The organism is Pseudomonas uvaldensis (assembly GCF_021271205.1).
GTDB lineage: Bacteria > Pseudomonadota > Gammaproteobacteria > Pseudomonadales > Pseudomonadaceae > Aquipseudomonas > Aquipseudomonas uvaldensis.
In genome coordinates, this window is the sequence record NZ_JAIWKS010000005.1 from 1 (window position 1) to 24,991 (window position 24,991).

General features: G+C 58.9%; 25 protein-coding genes. 10 read left to right on the forward strand and 15 right to left on the reverse strand.

Going from position 1 to position 24,991, the window contains the following annotated elements; genetic code table 11:
- Nucleotides 1-103: 103 nt before the first annotated feature.
- Nucleotides 104-1,303 (reverse strand): tyrosine--tRNA ligase, encoded by a 1,200-nt coding sequence (gene tyrS / locus LCU97_RS12390; protein WP_232776575.1) that lies wholly within the window; start codon nt 1,301-1,303, stop codon nt 104-106.
- Between the two features lie 210 nt (nt 1,304-1,513).
- Between tyrS and LCU97_RS12395 the strand changes: the two genes are divergently transcribed.
- Entirely contained in the window at nt 1,514-2,929 is a 1,416-nt protein-coding gene (locus LCU97_RS12395) for a peptidoglycan DD-metalloendopeptidase family protein (RefSeq protein ID WP_053156462.1), read from the forward strand.
- Between the two features lie 3 nt (nt 2,930-2,932).
- On the forward strand, nt 2,933-4,024 hold the full coding sequence (locus LCU97_RS12400; RefSeq protein ID WP_232776576.1) for an anhydro-N-acetylmuramic acid kinase: 1,092 nt from the start codon (nt 2,933-2,935) through the stop codon (nt 4,022-4,024).
- 79 nt (nt 4,025-4,103) lie between these two features.
- Here the strand turns inward: LCU97_RS12400 and erpA are convergent, their stop codons facing one another.
- A complete protein-coding gene (erpA, locus tag LCU97_RS12405) occupies nt 4,104-4,454 on the reverse strand; it encodes an iron-sulfur cluster insertion protein ErpA (RefSeq protein ID WP_053156455.1) in 351 nt (116 codons plus the stop codon).
- A gap of 159 nt (nt 4,455-4,613) precedes the next feature.
- A complete protein-coding gene (gene argC, locus LCU97_RS12410) occupies nt 4,614-5,648 on the reverse strand; it encodes an N-acetyl-gamma-glutamyl-phosphate reductase (protein WP_232776577.1) in 1,035 nt (344 codons plus the stop codon).
- A gap of 132 nt (nt 5,649-5,780) precedes the next feature.
- Between argC and hemJ the strand changes: the two genes are divergently transcribed.
- From hemJ to coq7, 6 genes are all read left to right on the forward strand, one after another.
- Entirely contained in the window at nt 5,781-6,212 is a 432-nt protein-coding gene (hemJ, locus tag LCU97_RS12415) for a protoporphyrinogen oxidase HemJ (protein ID WP_053156449.1), read from the forward strand.
- Between the two features lie 36 nt (nt 6,213-6,248).
- Nucleotides 6,249-7,217, forward strand: a complete 969-nt coding sequence (locus LCU97_RS12420; protein WP_232776579.1) for an NAD(P)H-dependent flavin oxidoreductase — start codon at nt 6,249-6,251, stop codon at nt 7,215-7,217.
- 53 nt (nt 7,218-7,270) lie between these two features.
- Complete coding sequence (locus LCU97_RS12425; protein ID WP_053156443.1) at nt 7,271-8,215, forward strand: DUF805 domain-containing protein; 945 nt, start codon at nt 7,271-7,273, stop codon at nt 8,213-8,215.
- A gap of 62 nt (nt 8,216-8,277) precedes the next feature.
- Entirely contained in the window at nt 8,278-9,066 is a 789-nt protein-coding gene (locus tag LCU97_RS12430) for an SDR family NAD(P)-dependent oxidoreductase (RefSeq protein WP_232776581.1), read from the forward strand.
- 79 nt (nt 9,067-9,145) lie between these two features.
- Nucleotides 9,146-9,484, forward strand: a complete 339-nt coding sequence (locus tag LCU97_RS12435; protein ID WP_003401954.1) for a histidine triad nucleotide-binding protein — start codon at nt 9,146-9,148, stop codon at nt 9,482-9,484.
- Between the two features lie 73 nt (nt 9,485-9,557).
- Nucleotides 9,558-10,205, forward strand: coding sequence for a 2-polyprenyl-3-methyl-6-methoxy-1,4-benzoquinone monooxygenase (gene coq7, locus LCU97_RS12440; RefSeq protein WP_053156437.1), 648 nt, complete (start codon nt 9,558-9,560; stop codon nt 10,203-10,205).
- A 100-nt stretch (nt 10,206-10,305) separates the two neighbouring features.
- Here the strand turns inward: coq7 and LCU97_RS12445 are convergent, their stop codons facing one another.
- Nucleotides 10,306-10,728, reverse strand: a complete 423-nt coding sequence (locus LCU97_RS12445; protein WP_042730268.1) for an OsmC family protein — start codon at nt 10,726-10,728, stop codon at nt 10,306-10,308.
- 261 nt (nt 10,729-10,989) lie between these two features.
- Between LCU97_RS12445 and crp the strand changes: the two genes are divergently transcribed.
- On the forward strand, nt 10,990-11,634 hold the full coding sequence (gene crp, locus LCU97_RS12450; protein ID WP_053156435.1) for a cAMP-activated global transcriptional regulator CRP: 645 nt from the start codon (nt 10,990-10,992) through the stop codon (nt 11,632-11,634).
- Here crp and LCU97_RS12455 read toward each other — a convergent pair.
- From LCU97_RS12455 to LCU97_RS12470, 4 genes are read right to left on the reverse strand one after another with little or no spacing between them, the layout of a single operon-like run.
- Nucleotides 11,631-12,326 (reverse strand): lipoate--protein ligase family protein, encoded by a 696-nt coding sequence (locus LCU97_RS12455; protein ID WP_232776583.1) that lies wholly within the window; start codon nt 12,324-12,326, stop codon nt 11,631-11,633. The genes crp and LCU97_RS12455 overlap by 4 nt on opposite strands.
- A gap of 4 nt (nt 12,327-12,330) precedes the next feature.
- Nucleotides 12,331-13,167 carry an indole-3-glycerol phosphate synthase TrpC gene (gene trpC, locus LCU97_RS12460; RefSeq protein WP_232776584.1) on the reverse strand — a complete coding sequence of 279 codons (837 nt, stop codon included), beginning with the start codon at nt 13,165-13,167 and terminating at the stop codon, nt 12,331-12,333.
- Complete coding sequence (gene trpD, locus LCU97_RS12465; protein ID WP_053156427.1) at nt 13,164-14,213, reverse strand: anthranilate phosphoribosyltransferase; 1,050 nt, start codon at nt 14,211-14,213, stop codon at nt 13,164-13,166. Before trpD ends, trpC begins: the two co-directional genes overlap by 4 nt.
- A gap of 9 nt (nt 14,214-14,222) precedes the next feature.
- On the reverse strand, nt 14,223-14,816 hold the full coding sequence (locus LCU97_RS12470) for an aminodeoxychorismate/anthranilate synthase component II (protein WP_232776586.1): 594 nt from the start codon (nt 14,814-14,816) through the stop codon (nt 14,223-14,225).
- A 410-nt stretch (nt 14,817-15,226) separates the two neighbouring features.
- Between LCU97_RS12470 and estP the strand changes: the two genes are divergently transcribed.
- Entirely contained in the window at nt 15,227-17,134 is a 1,908-nt protein-coding gene (estP, locus tag LCU97_RS12475; RefSeq protein ID WP_053156421.1) for an esterase EstP, read from the forward strand.
- A 63-nt stretch (nt 17,135-17,197) separates the two neighbouring features.
- On the opposite strand, the gene trpE is transcribed toward estP, so the two are convergent.
- The 7 genes from trpE to LCU97_RS12510 form a co-directional block, all read right to left on the reverse strand.
- Nucleotides 17,198-18,679, reverse strand: coding sequence for an anthranilate synthase component I (gene trpE, locus LCU97_RS12480; RefSeq protein ID WP_232776588.1), 1,482 nt, complete (start codon nt 18,677-18,679; stop codon nt 17,198-17,200).
- A 71-nt stretch (nt 18,680-18,750) separates the two neighbouring features.
- On the reverse strand, nt 18,751-19,569 hold the full coding sequence (locus tag LCU97_RS12485) for a phosphoglycolate phosphatase (protein WP_053156415.1): 819 nt from the start codon (nt 19,567-19,569) through the stop codon (nt 18,751-18,753).
- Entirely contained in the window at nt 19,566-20,240 is a 675-nt protein-coding gene (gene rpe, locus LCU97_RS12490; RefSeq protein ID WP_053156412.1) for a ribulose-phosphate 3-epimerase, read from the reverse strand. The genes LCU97_RS12485 and rpe overlap by 4 nt, the downstream gene beginning before the upstream one ends.
- Nucleotides 20,241-20,318: 78 nt before the next feature.
- On the reverse strand, nt 20,319-21,467 hold the full coding sequence (locus LCU97_RS12495; protein ID WP_053156396.1) for an iron-containing alcohol dehydrogenase: 1,149 nt from the start codon (nt 21,465-21,467) through the stop codon (nt 20,319-20,321).
- A 143-nt stretch (nt 21,468-21,610) separates the two neighbouring features.
- Nucleotides 21,611-22,435 (reverse strand): ABC transporter permease, encoded by an 825-nt coding sequence (locus LCU97_RS12500; protein ID WP_053156394.1) that lies wholly within the window; start codon nt 22,433-22,435, stop codon nt 21,611-21,613.
- Nucleotides 22,436-22,448: 13 nt separating this feature from the next.
- On the reverse strand, nt 22,449-23,696 hold the full coding sequence (locus LCU97_RS12505) for an ABC transporter permease (RefSeq protein WP_232776591.1): 1,248 nt from the start codon (nt 23,694-23,696) through the stop codon (nt 22,449-22,451).
- 210 nt (nt 23,697-23,906) lie between these two features.
- Nucleotides 23,907-24,950: an ABC transporter substrate-binding protein gene (locus LCU97_RS12510; RefSeq protein ID WP_232776593.1), complete on the reverse strand. Its 1,044-nt coding sequence runs from the start codon at nt 24,948-24,950 to the stop codon at nt 23,907-23,909.
- Between the last annotated feature and the right edge of the window lie 41 nt (nt 24,951-24,991).

A 24,991-nucleotide genomic window follows, 5' to 3' on the forward strand; every position in this document is an offset into this window, starting at 1 on the left:
ACTACTTAACTCATTGAATCTCAAGGAGTTTTCCGTTTCGACTGCGCCGGAAGTGGGGCGAATTATAGAGACTCAGAATCTGCCGTCAACACCTATTTTCAATTTATTCCGGTTTCAGCGTAATGCGTGCAAAAGCCTTCTTACCCGCCTGGCAGACATGGGTAGCACCCAGCTTATATATATAGGTGCGATCAACAACCTCACCATCCACGCGCACCCCACCCGACCCCAGGAGGTCTCGCGCTACCGCCGCATTTTTAACCAGCCCCGCTTTATTAAGAACAGCCGCAATCGGCATATCTTCGCTGACAGCCAACTCGATCTCAGGCAAATCATCTGGCAATTCACCATCCTTCATGCGATTACCTGCTGCACGGTGAGCATTAGCCGCAGCCTCTTCACCATGGAAGCGAGCGACTATCTCTTCGGCCAGCTTGATCTTGATATCCCGCGGGTTAGCTCCAGCCTCGACGTCCGCGCGGAACGCACTGATCTCATCCATGGAGCGGAAGCTAAGCAATTCGAAATAGCGCCACATCAGCGCATCAGGTATGGAAACCAGCTTGCCATACATGACTCCCGGCGCTTCCTGGATGCCGACATAGTTGCCCAAAGACTTGGACATCTTCTTCACACCATCCAACCCCTCCAACAACGGCATGGTCAGGATGCACTGGGCCTCCTGGCCATAGCCACGCTGCAGCTCACGCCCCATCAACAGGTTGAACTTCTGGTCAGTACCACCAAGCTCGACATCGGCGCGCAACGCAACCGAGTCATACCCCTGGACCAGCGGATAGAGGAACTCATGAATGGCAATCGGCTGATTGGTCGTGTAGCGCTTGTCAAAGTCATCGCGCTCAAGCATACGGGCCACGGTGTACTGCGAGGTGAGGCGAATGAAGTCCGCAGGCCCCATCTTATCCATCCAGGTAGAGTTGAACGCCACCTCGGTCCTGGTCGGATCCAAAATCTTGAAAACCTGAGCCTTATAGGTTTCGGCATTCTCGAGCACCTGCTCGCGAGTCAACGGCGGACGTGTCGCGCTCTTCCCACTCGGATCACCGATCATCCCGGTGAAATCACCTATAAGGAAGATGACCTGGTGCCCCAGCTCCTGGAACTGACGCAGCTTGTTGATCAGAACGGTGTGCCCCAGATGCAGATCCGGTGCCGTCGGGTCGAAACCAGCCTTGATACGTAGCGGCTGCCCACGCTTGAGCTTTTCGATCAGCTCGGACTCGACCAATAGTTCTTCCGCACCACGCTTGATCAGCGCTAGCTGCTCTTCAACCGACTTCATAACAGACCCGCAAGGCTCAGATTCAAAGGGCCCCAACCATACAAGATCGCGCACCAAATACAAGGTTTGCCCGGCACACGGAGACCAATCCACAGACAGAGCGTCTGCGGGCTTGCTTCGAAGGGGATTTGGTTATATTTTATACAGTTATTTCATCTTCATCATGTCATTCATCTTTTCCAATTCATCTTTTTAAAAGTCAAATTACTCATGACCACAGAACCGTCTAAAGCGCCACCGCTTTACCCAAAAACCCACTTGCTGGCCGCAAGTGGAATTGCCGCCCTCCTCAGCCTGGCGCTTCTGGTCTTCCCTTCCAGCGACGTTGAAGCCAAAAAGACGACTCTGAGCCTGGAGCTGGAAAGCCCCGCCGAACAACTGACACAAGATCAAGACGCTGCCGAAGCCGTCCAGGCCACAAACGAACCGACCGCGTCACCTTTCGCGCAAATCGAAAGCAGCTCCGACGACACCACCGAGACCGCCCAGACCGAGCCCCCGGTCGTAGAAGAGAAGAAAGAGCCAGGCCATCGCGAGGTGATCGTGGCCAAGGGCGATACTCTTTCCACTCTGTTTGAAAAGGTTGGCCTACCCGCGACGTCGGTCCACGAAATCCTGGCCAGCGACAAGCAAGCCAAGCAATTCACCCAATTGCAACGCGGTCAAAAACTCGAATTCGAGCTCAATTCGAGTGGAGAACTGATCAATCTACACACCAAGCTGAGCGACCTGGAAAGCATAACCCTGACCAAGAATGACAAGGGCTATGCATTCAATCGGATTACAACCAAACCTACCGTTCGATCGGCCTACGTCCATGGTGTCATCAACAGCTCGCTGTCGCAGTCGGCCGCACGCGCAGGCCTTTCCCATAGCCTGACCATGGACATGGCCAACGTGTTTGGCTACGACATCGATTTCGCCCAGGATATTCGCCAGGGCGATGAATTCGACGTGATCTATGAACAGAAAGTGGTCAACGGGAAAAGCGTCGGCAACGGCCCTATTCTTTCTGCGCGCTTCACCAATCGCGGCAAGACATACACCGCAGTGCGCTATACCAACAAACAAGGCAACAGCAGCTACTACACCGCCGACGGAAACAGCATGCGCAAGGCGTTCATCCGCACACCGGTTGACTTCGCTCGCATCAGCTCGAAATTTTCCGCAGGCCGCAAACACCCTATCCTGAACAAGATTCGCGCCCATAAAGGCGTCGACTATGCAGCTCCTCGCGGCACGCCAATCAAAGCTGCCGGCGACGGCAAGGTATTGCTGGCCGGCCGTCGTGGTGGTTATGGCAACACCGTCATCATCCAGCATGGCAATACTTACCAGACGCTGTACGGTCATATGCAAGGCTTCGCCAAGGGCGTGAAGACCGGCAGTAGCGTCAAACAAGGCCAGATCATCGGTTATATCGGCACCACCGGGCTGTCGACCGGGCCACACCTTCACTATGAGTTCCAGGTCAATGGCGTTCACGTCGACCCGCTCGGCCAGAAGCTGCCGATGGCTGACCCGATCGCCAAGTCGGAGCGCGCCCGCTTCCTGGCTCAAAGCCAGCCGTTAATGGCCCGCATGGATCAAGAAAAGGCCACGCTGCTGGCCTCGAGCAAGCGCTAAGCCATGGCGCTTTATATCGGTGTGATGTCCGGGACGAGCCTGGACGGCCTGGATATCGCACTGGTTGAATTGACCCCGGCGATCAAATTGATCGCCACGCATTACACCCCAATGCCCGACGCCTTGCGCAGCGAGCTGCTCGGCCTGTGCACCAGCGGACCCGATGAGATAGCGCGCTCAGCCATCGTCCAGCAAAACTGGGTACAACTCGCCGCCTTAGGCATCAATGCGCTGCTTGAGCGTCAGAATGTCAAGCCCGAGGATGTAAGAGCAATCGGCAGCCACGGCCAGACCATTCGTCACGAACCGGCCCGAGGCTTCACCGTTCAGATTGGCAACCCCGCCTTACTGAGCGAACTGACCGGTATCACCGTCATCAGCGATTTTCGCAGCCGCGACGTGGCGGCTGGTGGGCAGGGCGCTCCATTAGTCCCGGCATTTCACGAAGCATTGTTCGAGAAGCGTGACGGCAACCGCGCCGTATTGAATGTCGGCGGCTTCAGCAATCTCAGCCTGATGGAACCGGGAAAGCCGGTTGCCGGTTTCGATTGCGGCCCCGGCAACGTATTGCTTGATGCTTGGATTTACCAACAGCGCAATGAGCATTTCGACCGCGACGGCCAATGGGCTGCCAGCGGGACAGTAGAGCCAGCCCTGCTCAAGGCCATGCTTAGCGATCCATTTTTTGTCACCAAGGGACCGAAGAGCACGGGGCGGGAAGTGTTCAATCTACCTTGGCTGACCCGACACCTGTCGTGCCTGCCCCCTTTCGCCGCCGAGAATGTGCAGGCAACCCTGCTCGAACTCACAGCCTTGACCATCGTCGAGTCGCTGCAAAATGCCCAGGCTGATACTCAAGAATTGCTGGTATGTGGCGGCGGCGCCCACAACCTGGCCCTCATGAAACGCCTGGCCGAGCTTATGCCGAGCACAAAGGTCAGCAACACCGCAGCCTATGACATAGACCCGGACTGGGTCGAGGCGATGGCTTTCGCATGGCTCGCTCACTGCTGCCTTGAAAACATTCCGGCGAATCGCCCCAGCGTCACGGGAGCTCGAGGCCTGCGGATACTCGGCGCCATCTATCCCGCCTGAACTCACCTACCCCTCGGACAACAAAAAGCCGCAGGGCCTTTAAGGCTCTGCGGCTTTTTCGCTGAAGCTGTGGCGACAATCAGATCGAGAACGACGAACCGCAACCACAGGTAGTCGTGGCGTTCGGATTCTTGATCACGAAACGTGACCCTTCCAGACCTTCCTGATAATCCACCTCGGCACCTGCCAAGTATTGGAAGCTCATCGGATCGACGACCAGGCTGACGCCTTCGCGCTCGACGACCGTGTCGTCTTCAGCCACTTCTTCATCGAACGTGAAGCCATACTGAAAACCTGAACAGCCGCCGCCCGTCACAAACACCCGTAGCTTCAAACGATCATTCCCCTCCTCGTCGACCAGGCTCTTCACCTTGTGCGCAGCACCGTGGGTGAATTGCAAAGCCGTGGGGGTGAAGGTTTCGACGCTCATGCTGAATATCTCCCGGCGTTTACGCCGCCATAATGCGTGATGGCAGGCATTATCCGCTTCTCCTACAAAATCGGTCAACTATTTGAAGAGCAGCGGTGAGCCACAAAGTTTTAGAGCTGCAAGCCGGTAGCTTAGAGCTTGCAGTCTGTAACTCTATAGTTACGGCAACATCCCCGCGTGGGACAGGCCCAGCCGTTCATCCAGCCCGAACAGGATGTTAAGGTTCTGCACTGCCTGCCCAGAAGCGCCCTTGACCAGGTTATCAATGACCGACAGCACCACGACCAGATCGCCATCCTGTGGGCGATGCACCGCAATCCGGCAAACGTTCGCCCCCCGAACGCTACGGGTCTCCGGATGACTCCCGGCCGGCATCACATCGACGAAAGGCTCGTCGGCATAGCGTTTTTCGAACAATGCCTGCAGGTCTACGGAGCGATCGGCGACGGTCGCATAAAGGGTGGAATGAATCCCACGGATCATGGGGGTCAGGTGCGGCACGAATGTAAGGCCGACCTCTTTACCCGCCGCCCGACGCAATCCTTGGCGAATTTCCGGCAGATGGCGATGCCCTTTCACGGCATACGCCTTCAGGCTTTCAGACGTCTCGCTGTACAACGAACCGACGCTGGCACCACGACCGGCGCCACTGACACCGGATTTGCAGTCAGCAATCAGACGTGAAGTATCGGCGAGCCCAGCCTCGAGCAATGGCAAGAAGCCCAGTTGCGTCGCGGTCGGATAGCAACCCGGCACCGCAATCAACCGGGCCTGCCTGATTTTCTCGCGATTGACTTCCGGCAATCCATAGACCGCTTCATCCAGCAGCTCCGGCGCGCCGTGGGGCTGGCCGTACCACTTGGCCCATTCATCCGCATCCTGCAGTCGGAAGTCCGCCGAAAGGTCAATGACCTTGGTCCCGGCCGCCAGCAATTCGCCCGCCAGGGCATGGGCGACACCATGCGGTGTGGCGAAGAACACCACATCGCAGGCACCTAGAGTCTTGATATCTGGAACGCTGAATGCCAGGCCATCATAGTGGCCTCGCAGGTTCGGGTACATATCGGCCACGGCCAGGCCTGCCTCGGATCGGGAGGTGATGACCACTACTTCAGCCTGCGGATGTTGTGCCAACAGACGCAGCAGTTCGACACCGGTGTAACCCGTGCCGCCGACGATACCGACCTTGACCATAAACCTGCCCTCAACGAACCACTGGAAAACCGTCGATGATAGGGCTGGCGCGGCCCTGCGACAACCGCCAAGGTGACGTGTGGCGACTCTAACCTCTACTATCGGGCTACCGTGAATCCTGGAATCGACAAAATGCTTTATCTATGGCTCAAAGCGCTGCATATCGTCAGCATGGTCTGCTGGTTCGCCGGCCTGTTTTATCTACCTCGCCTTTTTGTCTATCACGCCCAGAGTGAAGACAGCATCAGCAAGGAACGCTTCAGCATCATGGAGCGCAAGTTGTATCGCGGCATCATGGGTCCGGCGATGATCGCGACCCTGGTGTTCGGCGTCTGGCTGCTCAGCCTCAACGCCGGCGCTTACTTCACTCAGGGCGGGTGGATGCATGCCAAATTGACCCTGGTCGTGTTGTTGATTGGCTATCACCACATGTGCGGCGCCCAACTGAAGCGCTTCGCCCGTGGCGAGAACACCCGCAGCCATGTCTTTTATCGCTGGTTCAATGAAGTGCCGGTATTGATATTGCTGGCTATCGTAATTCTGGTCGTGGTTCGGCCGTTCTAACTTCCAATCGACGTTTCTTATCCGGGGTACTTCCAGATGACGTTACCCGCTCTGCTTGAACAACGCCTGCGCCTGCCCGTCGTGGCGGCGCCGATGTTCCTGATTTCCAACCCACAACTGGTACTGGCGTGCTGTCGCAACGGTATCGTCGGCAGCTTCCCCGCGTTGAATCAGCGCGAAAGCAGTGGCTTCAAGGCCTGGCTGGAGGAAATTGAAGCGGGCCTGAGGACGATGGAAGACCCCGCCCCCTATGCCGTCAACCTGATCGTCCACCAAAGTAATCCGAGGCTCGAGGCTGACCTGGCGATCTGCATCGAGCACAAGGTGCCAATTGTCATCACCAGCCTCGGCGCAGTGAAAGAGCTGGTGGATGCGGTCCACGGCTATGGGGGCCTGGTGTTCCATGATGTGACCACACGCCGCCATGCCGAGAAAGCGGCCGCCGCCGGTGTCGATGGGTTGATCGCCGTGGCTGCCGGCGCGGGTGGGCATGCCGGCACATGGAGTCCGTTTGCGCTGATCGCGGAAATCAGGCAATTCTTCGACAAAACCCTGCTGCTGGCGGGATGCCTGAACCACGGCCATGAGATTCTGGCAGCTCAATTGCTCGGCGCAGACCTGGCCTACTTCGGAACGCGCTTTATCGGTACGACTGAAAGTCATGCGCCTGACGCTTATAAGGAGATGTTGCTCACATCCCGCGCCGCGGACATCGTGCATACTCCCGCAGTCTCCGGAGTGCCTGCGAGCTTCATGCGACAAAGCCTGGAAAACGCCGGTTTCGACCCGGCCGCCCTGCAACGCAAAGGGGAGGTGGATTTTGGTTCGAAACTCAAGCCACTGAACGATGAAGCCAAGGCCTGGAAAACCGTGTGGTCCGCAGGCCAGGGTGTGGGTGAAATCCACGACTTGCCAAGTGTCGACCAATTGGTCAGACGCCTGGATGAAGAATACCGTCAGGCGCAGGCCCGGGCGGTGCGGCTTGGCGGTCAATGGCCTCGCTGAGACTAACTGATCACAACACAACTACTTAAATTCGAATGACAAGGATGCCCGGCATGAGCGAACCCCGTTTCAACATCGTATTCGACGGAGCCCTGCTGCCGGGCGTCGATACGAACACAGCCAAGCTCAATCTCGCTGAGCTGTTCAAGAGCGACGTCAGCGCCATCGAGCGGTTGTTTGGCGGGCACAAGGTAGCCCTTAAAAGCAACCTGTCCCAGACCGAAGCGCAGAAATACCTGGAAGCCCTCAACAAGAGCGGAATCGATGCGCGCATCGAAGCAGAGCCAACCCTCCAACTGAATCTGAACGAAGTGCGGCACTCGCCACAGCAACCGCAGCCCCATGAATCAACCCTCGAACCCGCGTCCCCCTATGCGCCACCCCGGGCGCAGGTCGGAGAAGCGGTCGCCGAGTTTGGCACGCTCAAGCCATTCAGCTTCGAAGGCCGTATCGGACGGTTGCGATACCTGGCCTGGACCATGTCGCTGACGCTGGTCATGATGTTGATCGTCGGCGTGGCCTTTGCGCTCGGTGCGGCCTGGATTTTCACCTCCGCCTCGACGGCGGCCATGATCGTCGGCGGGCTGCTGGCGTTGATCGTCTTCCTCGGCTTTGCCTACGTAAGTATTCAGTTCAACGTCCAGCGCCTGCATGACCTGGGCTGGTCCGGGTGGCTTTGGCTGCTCACCCTTGTCCCGTTCGTGGGCAGCATCTTCCCGTTTGTGCTCATCATTGCACCCGGCAACGAAGGTGCCAATCGCTATGGTCCACCGCCACCGCGCAATTCCACAGCGGTGAAAGTTCTGGCTTCGCTCTGGCTGGTAATGATTGTGCTGATATTCTTCGCCACGCTGGCCGGTGTCTTCAGCGCTATCGAGGAACAATACGGCAGCAGTTCGCTCAGCAGCTACGAAAGCAGCGAGTACACCGATGACGCGGCTGCAGAACCCGCCGCCGAACCCGCCGAGCCTTCTGTAGACTATGAGGAGGAACAATAAGCGCGCTTCGCGCCGGTGACAGATCAGTCCACTGGTAGCGGGCCGTTGCGATGGAGAACTGCATGACCCGTTACGCTCTGATCACCGGTGCTTCCAGCGGCATCGGCCTTGCCATGGCCGAAGCCCTGGCCCGGCGCGGCCGAAACCTGATTTTGGTGGCCCGCCAGCGTGATCGGCTGGAAAGCATTGCAATCGAGCTGACTCAACGGTTTGACGTGGAGGTCTTGTTCCGGGCATGCGACCTGGGAGAGCCACTGAGACTGTCTGGTTTTCTGCTGGAGCTGGAGGAAGGTGAACGGCAGATCGATCTCTTGGTCAACTGCGCCGGCATGGGCACCTGCGGTCCGTTCCTGGGCCAGGACTGGATGACCGAACAAGACCTGATCGAAGTCAACATCCTCGCCCTGACACGCCTCTGTCACGCCATCGGCAATAGCATGGCGTTGCATGGCGGCGGACAGATCCTGAACGTTGCCTCGATCGCGGCGTTCCAGCCGGGTCCCTGGATGAGTACTTATTACGCCAGTAAAGCCTATGTATTGCACTTCTCCGAAGCCCTGCGGGTCGAGCTGAAGAAATGCGCGATCAAGGTATCGGTACTGTGCCCCGGGCCGACCCGGACCGGGTTTTTCGCCAGGGCACAACTGAACGAGCGAAAACTCATCGACAGCCAGCCACTGATGAGCCCCGAGGAAGTAGCGCTTTATGCCGTACGCGCCTTGGACAAGAACCGGGCAATCATTATTCCGGGAGGGCGCAACCGCTGGTTGGCCTGGTTACCGCGACTGGGGCCACGCTGGCTGGTCAGGTCCCTCGCGGGCATGATCAACAAGGCTTACTGTCCCCGTTGAATAAAACTTGAAGCGAAACCGAGCCCACCAGCCGAACCTTAAGTACACTCGAGCTCCACGACCCTAGGGAGAAACTGCTGTGGATACTCTGTTTACCAAGATCATCAACCGGGAGATCCCGGCCAAGATCATTTACGAGGATGATCAGGTCCTGGCCTTTCATGACATCGCCCCGCAGGCACCGGTACATTTTCTGGTCATTCCAAAGAAACCGATCCGCACCCTCAATGATTTGACCGAAGAAGACAAGGGACTGGCCGGGCATATTCTGTTAACTGCCCAACGCCTGGCGCTTGAGCTCGGTTGCGAGGAAGGTTTTCGCGTCGTGATGAATTGCAATGAACTTGGCGGACAGACCGTTTATCACATCCATATGCATGTATTGGGACAGCGCCAGATGAACTGGCCACCGGGTTGATACCCTGATTCAACGCAAATCCTGAGCGGCCGGTTGGGTTAAACTGGTCGCCATGATTTTTCCGGAGGTAAGCATGACCACCCAACGTCATTACTCGCCGATCGACCGCCTGCTGCTGCAAGCCGATACCGCGATGCGCACGCTGCTACCCTTCAGTGGACAGCCGTACCGCCCGTCACCGGCCATCCTGCAGCCGGACGCGCAACTGAGTGACGAGCAGGCCCGCCACGTTGCGGGACTGATGCGCATCAACCACACCGGCGAAGTCTGCGCCCAGGCGTTGTATCAGGGCCAAGCCCTGACAGCGAAGCTGCCGCAGGTGCGCGAGGCGATGGAGCATGCGGCAGAGGAAGAAGTCGACCATCTGGTCTGGTGCGAACAGCGCATTCGTCAACTGGGCAGCCATACCAGCGTATTGAATCCACTGTTTTACGGTATGTCATTTGGAATCGGCGCAGTGGCCGGGCTGATTAGCGACAAAGTCAGCCTGGGATTCGTTGCCGCGACGGAACACCAGGTATGTAAACATCTGGACGAGCATCTTGAACAACTGCCACCCGAGGATGAAAAGTCCCGGGCGATCCTGGAGCAGATGCGCGAGGACGAGGAACATCATGCGCAAAGTGCTCTCGAGGCCGGTGGCTTCCGTTTTCCGTCGCCGGTAAAATTCGGCATGAGCCTGCTGGCCAAGGTCATGACCAAGAGTACCTATCGAATCTGATGACCGCGCCGCCTGTCAGAACGAAGCAGCACTATAAAAAAGCGAGGGCCAGACAAGGCCCTCGCTTTTTTGTTCCGACGCGGCATGTTGCCTACCCGGCTCACCCCAACTCGATGATTTCATAATCATGGGTGATTTCAACGCCCGCGGCGCCCAGCATGATCGACGCCGAGCAGTATTTTTCGGCGGACAATTCAATAGCACGCTTGACCTGGGCCTCCTTCAAGGCACGCCCCTTGACCACGAAATGCATGTGGATCTTGGTGAACACCTTCGGATCTTCAGTCGCTCGCTCTGCCTCCAGAAAAGCCTCGCAACTTTCGACAGCCTGGCGCGACTTCTTGAGAATGCTGACCACATCGAAGTTACTGCAGCCACCCACGCCCAGCAGGAGCATTTCCATCGGCCGTACACCCAGGTTCCGCCCCCCGGCATCGGGCGGGCCATCCATCACGACCACATGACCGCTGCCAGACTCACCGAGGAACATGGCTTCGCCAGCCCATTGGATGCGTGCCTTCATCGCCAAGACTCCACTGTCTAAAAAAGGGTCGCCAGCTTAGCACAGCGCTTCTTCTGGCAGTCCTCAGCGTTCGATGCCAACGCCATTCGTCAAGGAAACCCGCTTGCGGAACAAGGCACTAGGTAAATTCTCGAATCAATTCAGAGAGCTCTGTTAAGCTGGCGGCCATTCACTGGCGTATCGCCAGCTTTTAGCGATAGCCATTCGCATCCATAAAAAAACCAAATCAACACATATCGCGCAGTCTTTCGGGATACAACCATGGTTGCCATTACTCCCACGTTCAAGATCAAGAACCTCGACAAGCTCTTGATGCATTGCCAGCGTCGCCGCTACCCGGCCAAACACAACATCATTTGCGCCGGGGATCGTTCCGATACGCTGTTTTTCATCATCAAGGGGTCAGTCACTATCCTGATCGAAGATGAAGATGGGCGGGAAATGATCATCGCCTACCTTAACTCAGGGGATTTCTTCGGTGAGCTGGGGTTATTCGAGCAGGCGGGCAAGGAGCAGGAACGCAGCGCCTGGGTGCGGACCAAGATCGAATGCGAAGTGGCGGAAATCAGCTACAGCAAATTCCGGGAGTTGTCCCTCCAGGACCCGGACATCCTTTATGTACTCGGCGGCCAGATCGCCCAGCGCCTACGCAATACCACCCGCAAGGTGGGCGATCTCGCCTTCTTTGACGTGACCGGCCGTGTCGCCCGCTGCCTGTTGGAGCTGTGCAAGCAACCCGATGCCATGACTCACCCGGACGGCATGCAGATCAAGGTAACCCGACAAGAAATCGGTCGCATAGTGGGTTGTTCAAGGGAAATGGTCGGGCGTGTGCTCAAGGACCTGGAAGAGCGCAACCTGGTAAGCGTGAAGGGAAAGACGATGGTGGTGTTCGGTACGCGCTAAAAGAGCTCGTCCGCCAAATCCCGATAAAGCGCCTCGAGCCGCTCCAGCGCGTGAGGGGCGGGGAATTTCTCATGCAGGGCGATGTGGCTCTCGGCCCGGACCCGCTGCTCCAGGCCGCAGGCCTCGTTGAAACGATTGACCGCGGCAACCATCGACTCTCGTTCGTTGTCCAGCAACAACGCCCCATGCACCAGGCCTACCGGACGTTGGCCGCCCTTGCTCTGGCGCCAGCGCTGAGCGGTGCCAACCATTTTCCGACCGTCGAGATTGACATTGAATCGACCGTCGCAAAATGCCCCCTCGACTTCCCCCAGCGAAGCCACTCCACCGAGCTCATCCAACAGCTGGCATATGGGATCGCATAATCGGCGGTACGCGGTTTCGATCCGACCGTGATCACCTTCACTGCGTGGAGGTGCATAAACAAGGGCGATGTTGACAGTGGCAGCAGACTGCGGCACCGGCTCTCCCCCCGTTTCGCGCAGCAACACCGGCCAACCGTTCGCTGCCGAGGCATCACAGGCGTACTCGAATCCCGGCAAGCGACTCAAGCGGCGCGGCATGACCAGCGCACGATCGTTGGGTCGCCAGAATAGCAGGCCGAACTCGGCCTCACCGGCACAGATACTGGCCAACAGATCCTGTTCGGCTTGCAGGCCAGTCTCTACGGCAAGGGAGATCACCGGTGACATAACATCAATCAAGCGTCGAACCGCTCACCGGAATGCCACGCTCTGGAAAGAACAGGCGTTGCAGCTCCGTGCCCGGACTTTCGGCGCGCATGAATGCCTCGCCCACCAAAAACGAGTACACGTCGTTGACTTCCATCAGCTCGACGTCGGCACGGTTGAGGATGCCGCTTTCGGTAATGACCAGCCGATCACGCGGGATCCGCGGCAGCAAGTCCAGGGTGGTTTCCAGGCTGACGTCAAAGGTATGCAGGTTGCGGTTATTCACGCCCACCAGCCGGGTGTCCAAGGTCTTCAGGGCCCGATCCAATTCTTCGCCGTCATGCACTTCCACCAGCACATCCAGCCCCACGCTCTTGGCAACGGCTGCCAGCTCGGCCATTTTCACGTCGTCCAGGGCGGAGACGATCAGCAGCACACAGTCGGCACCCAGCGCACGGGCTTCAACGATCTGGTATGGATCGATCATGAAGTCCTTGCGAATCACCGGCAGATTGCATGCGCCACGCGCCTGCTTGAGGTAATCGTCGGCACCTTGGAAAAAGTCGATGTCGGTGAGTACCGAGAGGCAAGTCGCTCCGCCCTTCTCATAACTCCTGGCGATGTCGGCCGGAATGAAGTGTTCGCGGATCACGCCTTTGCTGGGGGACGCTTTCTTGATCTCGGCAATCACTGCCGGCTGCTTTTTCTTCGCCTGATCAATCAGTGACTTGGCGAAACCACGGGGCGCATCCGCCGAACGTGCCAGGTTTTCCAGCTCGGCCAGACTGACCCGGGCACTGCGCTCGGCCACTTCCTCAGCCTTGCGAGCCAGGATTTTTTCCAGAACCGTTGGCACGCTCATCCTTCGTTCTCCACTTTGAATACGGCGGTAAATGCACCCAGTTCTTCCAGCTTCTCCCGAGCCAGGCCTGTGTGCAAGGCATCATGGGCCAGTTCCACGCCCTGCTTGAGGGTGTTGGCGTGGTCGGCGGCGTACAACGCCGCACCGGCGTTGAGCGTGATCATTTCAGCGGCCTTCTGGCCATTCTCGGTCTTGCGACGTCCCAAGGCATCACGGATCAGCTCCAGCGACTGGGCAGGGCCGTCCACTGCCAGACCATGCAAGCTCTGGCTCTTCATCCCCAGGTCTTCAGGTTCGACCCAATATTCGCTGATCTGATCATTTTTCAGCTCAGCCACGAAAGTGGGGGCCGCCAGACTGAACTCGTCCAGACCATCCTTCGAATGGACCACCAGCACATGCTTGCTACCCAAGCGTTGCAGCACCTCCGCCAATGGCCGGCACAACGCCTGGCTGAACACTCCAACCACCTGATGTTTCACGCCGGCCGGATTCGTAAGCGGGCCAAGCATGTTGAACAGGGTGCGAAGGCCCAGTTCACGACGCGGTGCGGCAGCATGCTTCATGGCACTGTGATGAGTCTGGGCGAACATAAAGCCGATACCGACATTGTCGATGCAGCGCGCCACCTGAACGGGCGTGAGGTTCAGGTAGATACCGGCGGCTTCCAGCAAGTCAGCGCTGCCGCTCTTGCCCGAGACCGCGCGATTGCCATGCTTGGCCACGGTGCAACCGGCCGCCGCAACGACAAATGCCGAAGCGGTGGACACGTTGAAGATATTCGCCCCGTCGCCACCGGTGCCAACCACATCCACCACGCCGTCCAGTGTCTTGAGCTCGACCTTGTCCGCCAGCTCGCGCATGACCGAGACCGCGCCGACGATTTCATCGATGCTCTCGCTTTTCATGCGCATGGCCATCATGAACGCGCCAATCTGCGCATCGGTGCATTGACCGGTCATGATTTCGCGCATCACATCGCGCATCTCGTCGGTGCTCAGGTCGAGATGGCCGACGATACGGCTCAGGGCTGTCTTGATATCCATGAAAAGTCCTTAGCGCGTGCCGCCGGTTTGTTTGAGGAAGTTGGCGAACAGCTCGTGACCCTGTTCGGTGAGAATAGACTCGGGGTGAAATTGCACACCCTCGATGTTCAACGTCTTGTGGCGCAGCCCCATGATCTCGTCCATGGAACCGTCTTCGAGCTGGGTCCAGGCGGTCACTTCCAGACAGTCGGGCAGGTTTTCCCGCTTGACGATGAGCGAGTGGTAGCGAGTGACGGTGAGCGGCCGGTTCAGCCCTTCGAATACGCCCTTGTCCTCGTGGAATACCGGGCTAGTCTTACCGTGCATGACTTGTCGGGCGCGCACCACCTCGCCGCCAAAGGCCTGGCCGATCGACTGGTGTCCCAGGCAGACCCCCAGGATGGGCAGCTTGCCGGCAAAATACTTGATGGCTTCGATGGAAACACCCGCTTCGGTCGGGGTGCATGGGCCAGGCGAAACCACGATGCGCTCCGGCTTGAGGGCTTCGATTTCGGCGACGGTCAATTCGTCGTTGCGCACGACCCGGACCTCGGAGCCCAGCTCGCCCAGGTACTGCACAACGTTATAGGTAAAGGAGTCGTAGTTATCGATCATCAGCAACATGGCGTAAGCAACCTTTTGAATTCACTGACTTTAATTACAGCCTTCGAGATAAACCCGCGCGGTATTGCACTTGGCAGGGCATGTGATGCGCCAGCGAAGCGGCTTTCAAGCAGGTAAAGAAGGCAAATCGGTACAGGTCCGGCGCAGCCGGCAGGGAATATTCAGGCGCGCCAACGCCAACGGGCGTGTGCCTTGATCATTTGATCCGGAAGCTTGCTGACAATCGACACAGGGGAAGTCTCGTTCATACGTTCCGGCACAGTAGCCTAGCTGGGCGGAGCACGCAATATGACCGAACCCGAAGGGCTTTGAAACAATCGTGACCCTCGGGAAGATGGCAAAACGCGGAAAGTTTTTGGTACTGTCGTTCCGCCTTCCTAACAACAATAAGATAAAAACGGACTTTACCCATGAACAAAAAGACGTTGTTCGTACCGATTGCCGGTTGCCTGCTGGCGTTGGCCTGCTCCCCGGCGAGCGCCGCCCCCAATCCGTACTCCAAGTTCATCGTGTTCGGTGACAGCCTCAACGATGCTGGCCAGTTCGCCGACCCGAACGGCCCGCCCGGCTCGACTACGCGCTATACCAACCGAACCGGCCCGAATTACACGAATGGCAGCGGTGAAGCCTATTCCGCCAACTCCACCCAGTTGCTCGGCGGGCGCCTGGGCTATTCCGCCGATGAAACAGCCGCCTCCACGTCGGCGGTCCGTGCCAGCGAGGGGCTGGCAGATGGCAACAACTGGGCGGTAGGCGGTTATCGCACCGACCAGATCCTCGAATCGATTACCGGCGTATCCGACACCGGCGAGCGCAGCCGTCCCGGCTACCTGCAATCCAATGGCCTGCGCGCCGACCCGAATGCGCTGTATTACCTGTCCGGTGGCGGTAACGATTTCCTTCAAGGACGTGTATTGACTCCCGAGCAAGCGAACCAGGCCGCGGGCCGCCTGGCCGACAGTGTCCAGGCGCTGCAAACGGCCGGCGCCCGCTATGTGATGGTCTGGCTGTTGCCCGACCTGGGTCTGACCCCCGCTCTCAATGGCGGCCCTTTGCAGGGCACCTTTTCGCAACTGGGCAATCAGTTCAATCAACACCTGCTTACGCGATTGCAAGGCATCGACGCTGAAATCATTCCGTTGAACATTCCGCTTTTGCTGAAGGAAAGTTTCGCCGATCCGGCAAGATTCGGCCTCGCCACTGGCGAGAACCTCACCGCAACCTGCTTCAGCGGCAATGGCTGCACGGAAAACGCCACCTACGGCATCAACAGTGCCACGCCGGACCCCAGCAAGCTGATCTACAACGACGCGGTCCATCCGACCGAGGCCGGGCAAAAACTGATCGCCGACTATGCCTTCTCCCTACTCGCGGCACCATGGGAACTGACATTGTTGCCGGAAATGGCCCACTCGACTCTGCGGGCTCACCAGGACGAGTTACGCAGCCAATGGCAGTCGGATTGGGAGGATTGGCAGGCGGTCGGCCAGTGGCGAGCCATCGTCGCAGGGGGCGGACAACATCTGGACATAGACAGCCAGGGCAGCGGCGCCAGCGCCGACGGCAGCGGCTACAACCTCAACATAGGCGGTAGCTATCGCCTCAACGAGGCCTGGCGCGTAGGAGTTGCCGCCGGTTTCTACCGCCAGGACATGTCGGCGGGCCATAACGACTCGGACTACAAACTCAACAGCTACCTGGCGACCGCTTTTGCCCAGTTCCAACAAAACCGTTGGTGGGCCGATGCGGCACTGACCGGTGGCAAGCTCGACTACGACAATCTGGAACGCAAGTTCGACCTGGGCGTCAACGAAGCACAGGAGAAAGGCGACACAGACGGCCATCTATGGGCATTCAGCACCCGCGTGGGCTACGACATCGCCCAGCCGGGCAGCGAATGGCACCTTTCGCCGTTTATCAGCGCGGATTATGCGGAGGTGGAAGTCGATAAATATTCGGAAAAGAGCAACCGCTCTACGGCCCTGACCTTCAACGATCAATCCCGCGACTCGAAGCGGCTGGGCATCGGCTTGCAGGGTAAATACAACTTTACCCGCCAGACTCAGGTGTATGGCGAATATGCCCACGAACGTGAGTACGAAGACGATACCCAGAAAGTGAACATCGCCCTTAACAGCCTGCCCGCCAACGACTTCACGCTTGAAGGCTATACGCCCCAGAGCCATCTGAATCGCCTGAGCCTGGGCGTCAGCCACAAGTTGACTAACGAATTGGCACTGCGAGGAGGTTATACGTTGCGAAAGGATGACGACCTCACCCAGCAAGGGATAAGTCTCGGGGTCAGCCTGGACTTCTGATTCGATGAACTGCAGATGCCTATGGTGAGCAGGCTTGTTTCCTCACCATAGGCATGACGGGTTTCAGTCGTTCGGGGCGTGCTCAGCCAACGCTACCGCGCGGAACATCGCCCGGCGCTTGTTCAGCGTTTCTTCCCATTCCAGCGCCGGCACCGAATCGGCAACGATGCCTCCGCCGGCCTGTACATGCAGTTCGCCGTTCTTGATGACCGCCGTGCGAATGGCAATGGCAGTGTCCATGTTGCCGTTCCAGGCGAAATAGCCGACGGCTCCGCCGTACACCCCCCGCTTGACCGGCTCCAGCTCATCGATGATTTCCATTGCCCGAATCTTCGGCGCGCCCGACAAGGTGCCCGCCGGCAGGATGGCCCGCAAGGCGTCCATGGCGGTGAGCCCGGCCTTCAACTGACCCGTGACGTTGGACACGATATGCATCACGTTGGAATAGCGCTCGATGACCATTTTTTCGGTGAGCTTCACCGATCCGACCTCCGAGACCCGCCCGGTGTCGTTGCGGCCCAGGTCGATCAGCATCAGGTGCTCGGCGATCTCCTTGGCATCCGACAGCAGATCCTCTTCCAGGGCGCGGTCAGCCTCTTCCGTGGCACCACGAGGACGAGTGCCGGCAATCGGCCGCACGGTAATCAGGTTGTCTTCGACCCGCACCAGCACTTCTGGCGAGCTGCCGACAACATGGAAATCGCCAAAGTTGAAGAAGTACATGTAGGGCGTCGGGTTGAAGCAGCGCAGCGCGCGGTATAAATCGATTGGCGCAGCCTTGAAGTCGATCGACATCCGTTGCGACGGCACCACTTGCATGCAGTCGCCGGCCAGGATGTATTCCTTGATGGTATCGACAGCCCTTTCGTAATCGCCCTGGGTAAAACTTGAGCGGAATACCGGATCGGTTGCCGCCTGCTTGCTGAAATCCAGCCCGGGACGAGGCGTGATCGGCTGACGGAGCTTTTCCAGTAGCGCCTGCAGGCTTTTCTGACCTTGCTCGTAGGCATCTTCACGAGATGGATCGGCCAGCACGATAGCGTGCATCTTGCCGGCAAGGTTATCGAAGACCACCACCGCGTCGGACACCATCAACAGAATGTCAGGTACGCCCAACGGATCCGGGTTCGGACAAGTGCCCAGACGCTTTTCCACGTAGCGCACGCAGTCGTAGCCGAAATACCCCACCAGCCCACCGTTGAAACGCGGCAGGCCGGGGATGGTCGGCACGTTGTAGCGGGCCTTGAAGCTTTCAACGAAGGCCAACGGGTCTTCGACCTCCAGGCTTTCGATCTCGACGCCATCATGGCTCACGCTGATGCGGTGGCCATGGACTCGCAGTACCGTGCGGCACGGCAGGCCAATAATGGAGTAACGCCCCCATTTTTCGCCGCCCTGCACCGACTCAAGCAGGTAGGAGTTGGGCTGGTCGGCCAGCTTGAGGTAGATCGACAACGGCGTGTCAAAGTCGGCCAGGGTTTCGCAGGCAAGCGGGATACGGTTGTAGCCGGCAGCGGCCAGGCGTAGGAATTCTTCGCGAATCATGAGGGTGCCTCGTGGCAAGAGGAGCTGACAGTCAGGTGTGCAAACGCGCCGGATGACCGGCCAGGATCACGTCAGGCGCGCCAACGCCACCGGGCCAGGGCCTTCATGACTTTCATCCAGAGTTTGCGAGTGACCACCACGATGGCGTTCCCAGAAGAGGATTGAACAGCGTCGGGCAACGTTATCTCAGCCGCCGGGTCCAGGCAACCGGGAATTAGCAGGCGCAAGTCGTCGATGACCAGCGCTGGAAACTCCTCGGCAATCGGCCGGCCGTGGTTGTAGCCGTAACTCAGCGCCACGCATTTGACCCCCGCCGCTTTCGCCGCCTGCACATCGTTGCGTGAGTCACCGACGAACAATGACTGGGAGGCCGGGATATTGGCCATTTTCATCACGAAGAACAGTGCGGCCGGGTCAGGCTTTTTCTGCGGTAAGGTGTCGCCGCCGATGATCCAGCGAAAATAACGGCCGATTTTCATCTGGTCCAACAATGGCGCGACGAAGCGCTCCGGTTTATTGGTGATGAGTGCCATTTCCACGCCTTGTTTCTGCAGCCACTTAAGGGCGGAGCGAACGCCGGGATAGACCACGGTCAAAACGTGATTGCCTTCATAGGCTTCGTTGAACAACTCCAGCGCCTGTTCGGCCTCGGCATCATCGACACCCTCAGCATCGATGTGGTTGGCCAGAGCCCGGCGCACCAGCATCGGAGCGCCATTGCCAACCCATTGGCGCACCGAGTCGATACCGGCCGGCGGTCGACCGAGTTGCAGCAGCATTTTGTCCACCGCAGCCGCGAGATCCGGGACCGAATCGACCAGAGTGCCATCGAGGTCGAACATCACCAAACGCGGCAGGCTGCCGGGAAACAGCTGCTCGAAACCGCTCATGGGCGTGCCAGGGCCAGTTCGGCACGCATTTTCTCAATCACTTCTTTGTAGTCGGGAGCATTGAAGATCGCCGAACCCGCAACGAAGGTATCGGCACCGGCGGCGGCGATTTCACGAATATTGCCCACGTTCACGCCACCGTCGATTTCCAGGCGGATATCACGCCCCGAAGCATCGATCAGCGCACGGGCTTCACGCAGCTTATCGAGGGTGGCCGGGATGAACTTCTGCCCGCCGAAGCCTGGGTTGACGCTCATGAGCAGGATCATATCGACCTTGTCCATCACGTATTTGAGCACGTCCAGGGGCGTGGCCGGGTTGAACACCAGGCCGGCCTTGCAGCCACCTTCACGGATCAACTGCAAGGAGCGGTCAATATGCAGGGTGGCTTCAGGGTGGAAAGTGATGTAGGTAGCGCCGGCCTCGATGAAATCGCCCACGATGCGATCCACCGGGCTGACCATCAGGTGCGCGTCGATGGGCGCGGTGATGCCGTACTTGCGTAGCGCCGAACAGACCATCGGACCGATGGTCAGGTTAGGCACATAGTGGTTATCCATGACATCGAAGTGAACGATGTCGGCCCCGGCGGCCAGCACGTTGTCCACTTCCTCGCCCAGGCGGGCGAAGTCGGCAGAAAGAATCGACGGAGCAATAGCGAAGGGCTGCATGACGCACCTGTTTTGAGCGAAACCACGATGGCGCGCATTGTATACCTCAAGATTTGGCGCGCCCACCGTGGCCGACGATCAATACGCCGCCAGGTAGATCTTCTCGATATCGGCGGCGCTCAACCTGCGCGGGTTGTTTCGCATCAGCCGCTCGATGCCCGCGGCCTCCGCCGCCATCGAGGGGATCACATCCTCGGTCACGCCCAATCCACTGAGTCCCTGGGGGATCTCCACGGCGGCACACAAGGCGCTCATCGCCTCCACGGCTTCGTCGGCAGCTTCGAGATCGCTCAGGTGTTCGGTCCTGATGCCCATGGCCTGGGCGATGTCCCGCATCCGCTCGACGCAGGCCACCTTGTTCCACGCCATGACATACGGCAGCAGCAAGGCATTGGCGACGCCATGCGACACATGGAAACGGCCGCCCAAGGGATAAGCCAGCGCATGCACCGCTCCGACCCCGGCATTACCGAACGCCATGCCGGCCATCAGGCTAGCAGTGGCCATGTCTTCACGGGCTTGCAGGTGGGAAGGATTACAGAAGGCTTTGGGCAACGCCCGGGTGATCAGCTTGATGGCTCCGATGGCCAGGGCATCGGTGATCGGTGAGGCGTTGAGGGACAGATACGACTCGATGGCGTGGACCAGCGCATCGACACCACTGGAAGCGGTCACACTGCGCGGGCACGTGAGGGTCATCTGCGGGCTGACCAGCGCCACGTCCGGCAGCAGGTAGTCGCTGACGATCCCTTTCTTCAATTGCGCGGCCTTGTCGGAGAGGATCGCCACGTTGGTGACTTCCGAACCGGTGCCGGCCGTGGTGGGGATGGCGATCATGGGCGGGCCTTTGCGCGGTACCTGGTCGACGCCGAACATATCCTCCAGTTCGCCGTGATAACCGGCATAGACCCCCACGCACTTGGCAATATCGATGGCGCTGCCGCCGCCCAGCCCGATCAATCCGTCATGACCGCCATCACGGTAGGCTTGCATGCAATCCTTGACGATGGCGATTTCCGGGTCCGGCATGACTCGGTCGAAAATCTCGTAATCGCGCCCGCCCAAATGTTGCAGCGCCAGCTCCACGGTACCGGACCTGACCAGCGCGGCGTCGGTGACGATCAGCGGATTATCGACATCCAGCCGCGTGAGTTCGGCTGCCAGTTGCTCGATGGCAGCGGCACCGGTGATCAGTTTGTGGGCGATCTTGAATGAGGAAAGACTCATGTGCGCGGCCTCTTGTTCGAGTATGGGCTGGCACAAGGATAGCTCGGTATTGGGGGTTGTTCCGTCATTCAGCTCATGAATGCCCCAAGGAACCCTGTGGGAGCGAGCAGGCTCGTTCCCACAATTGGAACGGTGTTGTGACCTCAGGCCTGGGTGGTACGCAGCTTCTCACTGCGCCCGCGCAACCATTCCAGTGTCAGCAACAAGATTACCGAGAAGGCAATCAGTAACGTCGCTGCCGCAGCGATGGTCGGGCTGAGGTTTTCGCGGATGCCGCTGAACATCTGCCGTGGCAGCGTGGCTTGTTCGGGGCCGGCCAGGAACAGGGTCACCACCACCTCATCGAACGAGGTCGCAAAGGCGAACAGGGCTCCAGAGATCACACCCGGGGCGATCAACGGCAAGGTCACCCGACGAAACGTCGTCAGTGGCGAAGCGCCAAGGCTCGCCGCCGCCCGCACCAGATTGTGGTTGAACCCCTGCAAAGTCGCCGAAACGGTAATGATGACGAACGGTACGCCCAGCACTGCGTGAACCACAATCAGCGACAGGAAGCTGTTGCCCATCCCCAGCGGTGCGAAAAACAGGTAGCTGGCGACGCCGATGATGACCACCGGTACCACCATGGGCGAAATCACCAGGGCCATGACCAGCGACTTGCCCGGAAAATCGCCCCGGGTCAGGCCAATGGCTGCCAGCGTGCCGAAGACCATCGCCAGCACTGTTGCCGCTGGCGCCACGATGACGCTGTTCTTCAGCGCCCGCATCCATTCGGCCGAGGCAAAGAAGTCGTGATACCACTGCAGCGAAAAGCCCTGCAACGGATACACCAGGAAGCTGCCGGAGTTGAACGACAATGGAACGATCACCAGCACCGGCAGAATCAGGAACAGCAAGATCAGCCCGCAGAGTGTGCGCAAGCAGTAGAACCACACCCGTTCGACGGGGGACATGTAAGGACTTACCATTTTCGATCTCCCCTCAGCTCAGGCGCAGGCGACTGGCGCCCACCAGCCAGCTGTAAATCAGATAAAGCACGATGGTCGCCAGCAACAGCAAGCCACCGAGCGCCGTGGCCATGCCCCAGTTGATGCTGGTGTTGGTGTAGAACGCGACGAAGTAGCTGACCATCTGGTCGTTCGGGCTACCCAGCAAGGCTGGGGTGATGTAGTAGCCGATGGCAAGAATGAACACCAGCAGGCAACCGGCGCCGACGCCGGCATAGGTCTGCGGGAAGTACACCCGCCAGAAACTGGCGAACGGATGGCAGCCCAGGGAAATCGCCGCTCGCATATAAGTGGGAGAGATGCCCTTCATCACGCTGTAGATCGGCAGGATCATGAACGGCAACAAGATGTGGACCATGGAGATGTAGACACCCGTGCGGTTGAACACCAGCTCCAGGGGCTTATCGATGACACCCATGGCCAGCAAGGCGCTGTTGATCAGCCCGCCCGATTGCAACAGCACGATCCACGCCGCGACCCGTACCAGGATCGACGTCCAGAACGGCAGCAGTACCAGGATCATCAACAGGTTGCTCTGACGCGATGGCAGGTTCGCCAGCAGGTAAGCCAGTGGATAGGCCAGCACCAGGCAAATGGCGGTAATCACCAGCCCCATCCAGAACGTACGGGCAAAAATATCCAGGTAGATCGCCTGGTCGGGGGTGGCCGTGGCCAGTTCACCGAGGTCGTCAATGCGATGATCGACGGCCGCCAGCAGGTAATACGGGGTGACATGACTGGTATTGCGACGAATCACCTGCCAGTACGCGGGGTCGCCCCAGCGTTCATCGAGGTTCTCCATGGCTTCTTTATACGAGGCCGGCTCGCTGGCGAACGGCAGCGCACGAGCAGTCTTGGTCAGCAGGCTGCGATAGCCGGCCAGTTCCATATTCAGGCGCTTGGACAAGTCGCCCAGGGTCTGATTCTTGCGGGCATCGGCCAGGTCTTCGCTGGCGGCCTTGTACACCGGCTCTCCAGGCAACCCGCGCCCATCCCAAGCAGCGACGGCAGCCACGGTGCGCGGCATGGCACCGATCACCTCCGGGTTGCTGACACTTTTGAACAACAGGGCCACGATCGGCACCAGGAACACCAGCAACAGAAACAGCACCAGCGGCGCAATCAAGGCCTGGGCCTTCCAGCGGTTGACCCGCTCGGCGCGCTTGAGCCGTTGCTTCAGGGTGGGGCTGGTGCCCGCGTTCAGTGGAACGGCGATGGCCATGGTGAACTCCGGAAATCTTTTTATCGTTACAAAGGCGGCGTACCGCCTCTGTTCTTTTGAAACACCCGAGCCTGTCGAGACTGATCTTCCTGTGGGAGCGAGCTTGCTCGCGAAGGTTGCGGCACATTCAATAGTGATGTGTCAGACAAACCGCTATCGCGAGCAGGCTCGCTCCCACAAGGATTCCCATCCAGTCTTCAGAGGGTGGGATTACTTCGCAGCCCAGGAGTTAAAGCGCTGCTCCAGTTGCTCGCCGTTATCAGCCCAGAAGCTGACGTCGATCTGCACTTGGTTGGCGATGTTTTCCGGGGTGGTCGGCATGTCTTTCAGGACGTCCTTGGACAACAACGGTACGGCCTGGGTGTTGGCTGGGCCGTAGGCGATGTTTTCCGAGTAGGTCTTCTGCTGTTGCGGAGCGACCGAGAAGGCGATGAATTTTTTCGCCGCTTCGGCACGGGCCTTGTCCAGGCCACGTGGAATGGCCCAGGCATCGAAGTCGTAGATACCGCCGTTCCACACCACTTTCAGGTTGCTTTCCTTCTGTACCGCGGCAATCCGGCCGTTGTAGGCCGAGCTCATGACCACGTCACCGGAAGCCAAGTACTGGGGCGGCTGGGCGCCTGCTTCCCACCACTGGATGTTCGGCTTGAGTTCGTCGAGCTTCTTGAACGCACGATCCTGACCGTCCTTGCCGGCCAGCACTTTATAGACATCCTTCGGCGCCACGCCGTCGGCCATCAAGGCGAATTCCAAGGTGTACTTGGCGCCCTTGCGCAGGCCGCGCTTGCCCGGGAACTGCTTGGTGTCCCAGAAATCAGCCCAACTGGTCGGCGCGGTTTTCAGTTTGTCGGCGTTGTAGGCCAGTACGGTCGACCATACGAAGAAACCTACGCCGCAAGGCTGGATGGCGCCCTTGACGTAGTCTTCGGTCTTGCCGAACAGCGCCGGGTCCAGTTGCTCGAACATGTCTTCGTCACAGCCACGGGACAGCTCCGGAGACTCGACTTCCACCAGGTCCCACGAAACGCTCTTGGTGTCGACCATGGCCTTGACCTTGGCCATTTCGCCATTGTATTCGCCAGCCACGATCTTGCCGTTGCCAGCCGCTTCCCACGGTGCGTAAAAGGCTTTGACCTGAGCCGCCTTGTTCGCCCCGCCGAAAGACACCACGGTCAGGTCCGGACCCGCCGCCATCGCGCTTGCCGCACCCATCATGCCCAGGGTCAGGGCGGTGAACTTCAGGGATCTCAACATTTATTGTTCTCTCCACGTGCAGGGTTGGTGTGTTGATACAG

Excerpts from the sequence above, each read along its gene's own strand:
- LCU97_RS12470 (WP_232776586.1), bottom strand. The coding sequence starts at position 14,816 with ATGTTGCTGATGATCGATAACTACGACTCCTTTACCTATAACGTTGTG.
- LCU97_RS12505 (WP_232776591.1), bottom strand. The coding sequence starts at position 23,696 with ATGGCCATCGCCGTTCCACTGAACGCGGGCACCAGCCCCACCCTGAAG.
- LCU97_RS12445 (WP_042730268.1), bottom strand. The coding sequence starts at position 10,728 with ATGAAGGCACGCATCCAATGGGCTGGCGAAGCCATGTTCCTCGGTGAG.
- tyrS (WP_232776575.1), bottom strand. The coding sequence starts at position 1,303 with ATGAAGTCGGTTGAAGAGCAGCTAGCGCTGATCAAGCGTGGTGCGGAA.
- LCU97_RS12455 (WP_232776583.1), bottom strand. The coding sequence starts at position 12,326 with ATGTCACCGGTGATCTCCCTTGCCGTAGAGACTGGCCTGCAAGCCGAA.
- LCU97_RS12510 (WP_232776593.1), bottom strand. The coding sequence starts at position 24,950 with ATGTTGAGATCCCTGAAGTTCACCGCCCTGACCCTGGGCATGATGGGT.
- LCU97_RS12420 (WP_232776579.1), top strand. The coding sequence starts at position 6,249 with ATGACGTTACCCGCTCTGCTTGAACAACGCCTGCGCCTGCCCGTCGTG.
- rpe (WP_053156412.1), bottom strand. The coding sequence starts at position 20,240 with ATGCAGCCCTTCGCTATTGCTCCGTCGATTCTTTCTGCCGACTTCGCC.
- LCU97_RS12400 (WP_232776576.1), top strand. The coding sequence starts at position 2,933 with ATGGCGCTTTATATCGGTGTGATGTCCGGGACGAGCCTGGACGGCCTG.
- argC (WP_232776577.1), bottom strand. The coding sequence starts at position 5,648 with ATGGTCAAGGTCGGTATCGTCGGCGGCACGGGTTACACCGGTGTCGAA.
- estP (WP_053156421.1), top strand. The coding sequence starts at position 15,227 with ATGAACAAAAAGACGTTGTTCGTACCGATTGCCGGTTGCCTGCTGGCG.
- coq7 (WP_053156437.1), top strand. The coding sequence starts at position 9,558 with ATGACCACCCAACGTCATTACTCGCCGATCGACCGCCTGCTGCTGCAA.
- LCU97_RS12395 (WP_053156462.1), top strand. The coding sequence starts at position 1,514 with ATGACCACAGAACCGTCTAAAGCGCCACCGCTTTACCCAAAAACCCAC.
- LCU97_RS12495 (WP_053156396.1), bottom strand. The coding sequence starts at position 21,467 with ATGAGTCTTTCCTCATTCAAGATCGCCCACAAACTGATCACCGGTGCC.
- LCU97_RS12500 (WP_053156394.1), bottom strand. The coding sequence starts at position 22,435 with ATGGTAAGTCCTTACATGTCCCCCGTCGAACGGGTGTGGTTCTACTGC.
- LCU97_RS12430 (WP_232776581.1), top strand. The coding sequence starts at position 8,278 with ATGACCCGTTACGCTCTGATCACCGGTGCTTCCAGCGGCATCGGCCTT.
- trpE (WP_232776588.1), bottom strand. The coding sequence starts at position 18,679 with ATGATTCGCGAAGAATTCCTACGCCTGGCCGCTGCCGGCTACAACCGT.
- trpD (WP_053156427.1), bottom strand. The coding sequence starts at position 14,213 with ATGGATATCAAGACAGCCCTGAGCCGTATCGTCGGCCATCTCGACCTG.
- erpA (WP_053156455.1), bottom strand. The coding sequence starts at position 4,454 with ATGAGCGTCGAAACCTTCACCCCCACGGCTTTGCAATTCACCCACGGT.
- LCU97_RS12425 (WP_053156443.1), top strand. The coding sequence starts at position 7,271 with ATGAGCGAACCCCGTTTCAACATCGTATTCGACGGAGCCCTGCTGCCG.
- hemJ (WP_053156449.1), top strand. The coding sequence starts at position 5,781 with ATGCTTTATCTATGGCTCAAAGCGCTGCATATCGTCAGCATGGTCTGC.
- crp (WP_053156435.1), top strand. The coding sequence starts at position 10,990 with ATGGTTGCCATTACTCCCACGTTCAAGATCAAGAACCTCGACAAGCTC.
- LCU97_RS12485 (WP_053156415.1), bottom strand. The coding sequence starts at position 19,569 with ATGAGCGGTTTCGAGCAGCTGTTTCCCGGCAGCCTGCCGCGTTTGGTG.
- trpC (WP_232776584.1), bottom strand. The coding sequence starts at position 13,167 with ATGAGCGTGCCAACGGTTCTGGAAAAAATCCTGGCTCGCAAGGCTGAG.